The sequence below is a fragment of the Saccharomonospora iraqiensis subsp. iraqiensis genome, from assembly GCF_000430445.1.
Classification (GTDB): domain Bacteria; phylum Actinomycetota; class Actinomycetes; order Mycobacteriales; family Pseudonocardiaceae; genus Saccharomonospora; species Saccharomonospora iraqiensis.
The window spans coordinates 1-3,488 of sequence record NZ_KE387081.1 but is presented as its reverse complement, the minus strand read 5'-3'; the positions used below and the strand labels follow the sequence as shown (position 1 = coordinate 3,488).

Annotated in this window: 3 protein-coding genes and 1 pseudogene; 1 reads left to right on the top strand and 3 read right to left on the bottom strand. The window is 73.8% G+C overall.

Features of this window, described 5'->3' with window-relative positions:
- Positions 1-253: 253 nt before the first annotated feature.
- The 3 genes from ACTIR_RS0109460 to ACTIR_RS0109450 are packed head-to-tail and all read right to left on the bottom strand — an operon-like array spanning position 254 to position 2,387.
- Complete coding sequence (locus tag ACTIR_RS0109460) at positions 254-565, bottom strand: DUF3017 domain-containing protein (RefSeq protein ID WP_034239241.1); 312 nt, start codon at positions 563-565, stop codon at positions 254-256.
- Positions 562-1,416 carry a bifunctional methylenetetrahydrofolate dehydrogenase/methenyltetrahydrofolate cyclohydrolase gene (locus ACTIR_RS0109455; protein WP_007025041.1) on the bottom strand — a complete coding sequence of 285 codons (855 nt, stop codon included), beginning with the start codon at positions 1,414-1,416 and terminating at the stop codon, positions 562-564. The genes ACTIR_RS0109460 and ACTIR_RS0109455 overlap by 4 nt, the downstream gene beginning before the upstream one ends.
- On the bottom strand, positions 1,413-2,387 hold the full coding sequence (locus tag ACTIR_RS0109450; protein ID WP_052583799.1) for a DMT family transporter: 975 nt from the start codon (positions 2,385-2,387) through the stop codon (positions 1,413-1,415). Before ACTIR_RS0109450 ends, ACTIR_RS0109455 begins: the two co-directional genes overlap by 4 nt.
- 178 nt (positions 2,388-2,565) lie before the next feature.
- Here ACTIR_RS0109450 and ACTIR_RS0109445 point away from each other — a divergent pair.
- Positions 2,566-3,488 (top strand): annotated as a pseudogene (locus tag ACTIR_RS0109445) (hypothetical protein); the annotation flags it as partial.

Below are 3,488 nucleotides of genomic sequence, written 5' to 3'. Positions count from 1 at the left end.
CCGCCCCGGCCCGGACGACCGACTCCCCCGACACCGTCCGGACCGGGGACCCGTCCCCCGACACCACCCCCGGCACGGTCACCGGCGCCCCCGAGCCGGTGGCCGACCCCGAACCCCTGCCCCGGCTCGACACCGAGCCCCAGCGGTCCCGGCCCGAACCCGTCGCGGCGTGACGTCGCGGCACACGCGAAAGGGGCGTCCCGGCCATTCCCCCGTCATGGCCGGGACGCCCCTTTCGCGTATCCGCCGGTGGTCAGCGCAGCGGGCCGCCGGTGATGGTCAGGGCCAGAAAGAGGATCACCAGGCCGAGCCCGGCGTAGCTGGCGATGTCCACGACACGACCCCGGATGACCAGCATCCCCGCCTGTGCCGTGGTCAGCGCCGCGCGGAACACCGCGGCCACGAGCAGCGCGCCGCCGATCAGCACGGCGCCCTCGCGCCAGTGGTACATCGCGATGCGCAGCCCCGCGAGCGCGACGAGCAGCAGCACCGCGGCGAACGGCAGGTGCACCAGGACCCTCGCCCCGGTGCCCGAGGGGGGACGGGCCGGCACGGACGCGCTCACCCCCGTACGGCCCGCTCGGCGGCGGTGACGACGTTCGACAGCAGCATCGCGCGGGTCATCGGCCCGACGCCCCCGGGGTTCGGCGCCACGAACCCGGCGACCTCGGCCACCCCCGGGGCGACGTCCCCGGTGAGCCGGTCGTCCACGCGGGAGACACCGACGTCCAGCACCGCCGCGCCCGGCTTGACCATGTCCGGTGTGACGAGCCCGGCCGAGCCCGCCGCCGCCACCACCACGTCGGCCCCGCGCACCTCGCCGGCGAGGTCCCGGGTGCCGGTGTGGCACAGCGTCACCGTCGCGTTCTCGCTGCGGCGGGTCAGCAGCAGACCCAGGGTCCGGCCGACCGTGATCCCCCGGCCGATGACGGCGACCCGCGCGCCGTTCAGCGGCACGTCGTAGCGGCGCAGCAGTTCGAGGATGCCCAGCGGCGTGCACGGCAGCGCGCCCGGCTGGTTCAGCACGAGCCTGCCGAGGCTGACCGGGGCGAGCCCGTCGGCGTCCTTGTCCGGGTCGATCCGTTCGAGCACGACGCCCGGGTCGATGTGGTCGGGCAGCGGGAGCTGCACGATGTAGCCGGTGCAGGCCGGGTCCGCGTTCAGTTCGTCGACGACGCCGAGCAGGTCGTCCTGGGAGATGTCCGCGGGCAGGTCCCGGCGGATCGAGGTGATCCCGACCTTCTCGCAGTCCGCGTGTTTCATCCGCACGTACTGGGCCGAGCCGGGGTCGTCACCCACGAGCACGGTCGCCAACCCCGGTGTGGCGCCCTGTCCGGTCAACGCCGCCACGCGGGCGGAGAGTTCGGAGTAGATCGCGTCCTTGGTGGCCCTGCCGTCCAGAATCGTCGCCGTCACGTGCGCGATTCTCGCAGAACCGCGCCGGTCCGGCCGCGCCCGCCCACGGAGGCCACGGCGACCGCGAACAGGGCGACGGCGCAGCCCAGGACGGTGCCCGCCCGGACCTCGACGCCGGCGGTGGGCACGAACAGATCGAGCAGCACCGACCCGACGAGTTGCCCGGCCACCGAGGCCAGTCCCAGCAGCAACACCCCGATCCGGGACACCAGCAGGGCGGCCGTGGCGATGAACACCACGCCCACGAGGCCGCCGAGGTACAGCACGGGATTGCCGGGCCAGGCGACGGGACCGCCCCGGAACGTCAGCACGCCGAGCCAGGCCGGCACCAGCACGGCCGTGCCCGCGGTGAAGTTCACCAACGCGGCCGTGAGGGGACTGCCCGCGACGGCACCGACGTGGCCGTTGAACGCCTGCTGCAACGCCATCCCACCCCCGGCGACCAGGGGCAGGATCAGCAGCAACACGGTCCCGGCCTCCGCGTCGCCGAGGCCACCGGTCGCCGCGCCGGCCACGGCGAGCACCGTGAGCACCGCGCCGACGACCCGCGGCAGGGACGGCGCCCGGGCGCCACCCGGGCCGAGTCCGGCCTTGTCGACGAACAGCCCGCTGACCGTCTGCCCCGCGACCACCCCCACGGTGAACAGGGCGACCCCGATGACCACCACCGTGACCGACTGCCCCAGCACGAGCGTGGCACCGGCCAGACCGCCGAGCAGGTGCCACGGCCGTAGTCCGCCCGTCCGCAGCGCCGAGGTGACGCGACCGACCCCGCGGCGCATCCGGGGGGACACCGCGAGCGTGGCCAGCAACAGCACCAGCCCCCCGCCGAACGAGATCACCGCCGCGAGCACCGGGTCGGCCAGCTCCGCGGCGAGCTGACCGTTGATCCTGCTCTGCACGGCCATCCCCATCCCGACGAGGACGGCGAGACCGGTCCCGAGAGCCCGCTTCGCGCGTACGGACCGCATGTTTGCGGCGTTCGGGCGAGGTTCGGGGCCGCCGAGGGCACGCGGAGTAGTCATCAGGGCCGATTGTCCGCGCAGGCTTCGCGGTCAGGTTGCCTCGTTGAGGTGAACTGTGGCGCTCCGCACTCGATGTGCCGTCCGACGGGGCGTAGGTTCGTTCCGCTACGGCGACGTTGTCCACATGTGCCGTGCATCCGTGGCGTTCTTTGGTCAAGATGTGGGCGTGGCACTACCGACCCAGCTGAACGCAACCGAGCAGGACACCCTGGTCAAGCAGATCGGCCTCTCCTTGCTGCGGGCGGCCCCGAGCGACTGGCGCCGGGTGACCGTCGAGTACCGCGCCGTGGGGAGGTACCACGAACTCACCGGGGAAGTCGTCCTCGCGGACGACACCACCCGGGAGTGGGTCGCGACCCACGACATCGCCGACCTGTTCGGCCGTCTGCGCACCGGCATGTACCGGGAGGGTCGGGGGACGTGGTTCAACGCCCGCTACCAGCTCGACCACCCCTCCAGCTACAACCTGGAGTACGACCGGGACGAGCCGCAGTGGGACCTCACCCCACCGCCGCAGGCCTACGCCGACGAACTCCGGATGTTCCCCCGGGACGAGGAGAACGTGCCCGACTGGCTGATGCGCCGCATGGCGGGGATCGGCCCCGAACGCCCCGGGCCGCGGTTCCGGGCCGCGCGGATCTTCGACGGCACGGACGAGGCCGGACGGCCCGTGCTCGACCGTCCCGACCCCGACCCCGCCGAGACCGACCGGCTGCTCGCCTACCTCGACGGCGCTCCGGTGGTGGTGCCCGGACGCGGTCTCGACATCGACCGGCTCTCCCCGGCCGCGGAGAGCGCCGTCCCCATCGCCTTCCACAGCGACGGCACCTGGATCTGGCCCGCGGCCGTGAACTACTACCTGCGCGAACACGGCGTGTGCCCCGAGCCGGAACTGCTGGAGCACATCCGCGCGAACGGGTACGTCGTCCCCGAGGCCGACGACGCCACGCTCCAGGCGGCGGCCGCCCACATCACCCAGGGCCAGGCCGCGGCACCCCAACGTCCCGGCCCGCACGCCGGGGCGCCCCCGGACGACGGCGACGGGGA

Coding starts and splice junctions, on each gene's coding strand:
- ACTIR_RS0109450 (WP_052583799.1), bottom strand. CDS start 2,387: ATGCGGTCCGTACGCGCGAAGCGGGCTCTCGGGACCGGTCTCGCCGTC.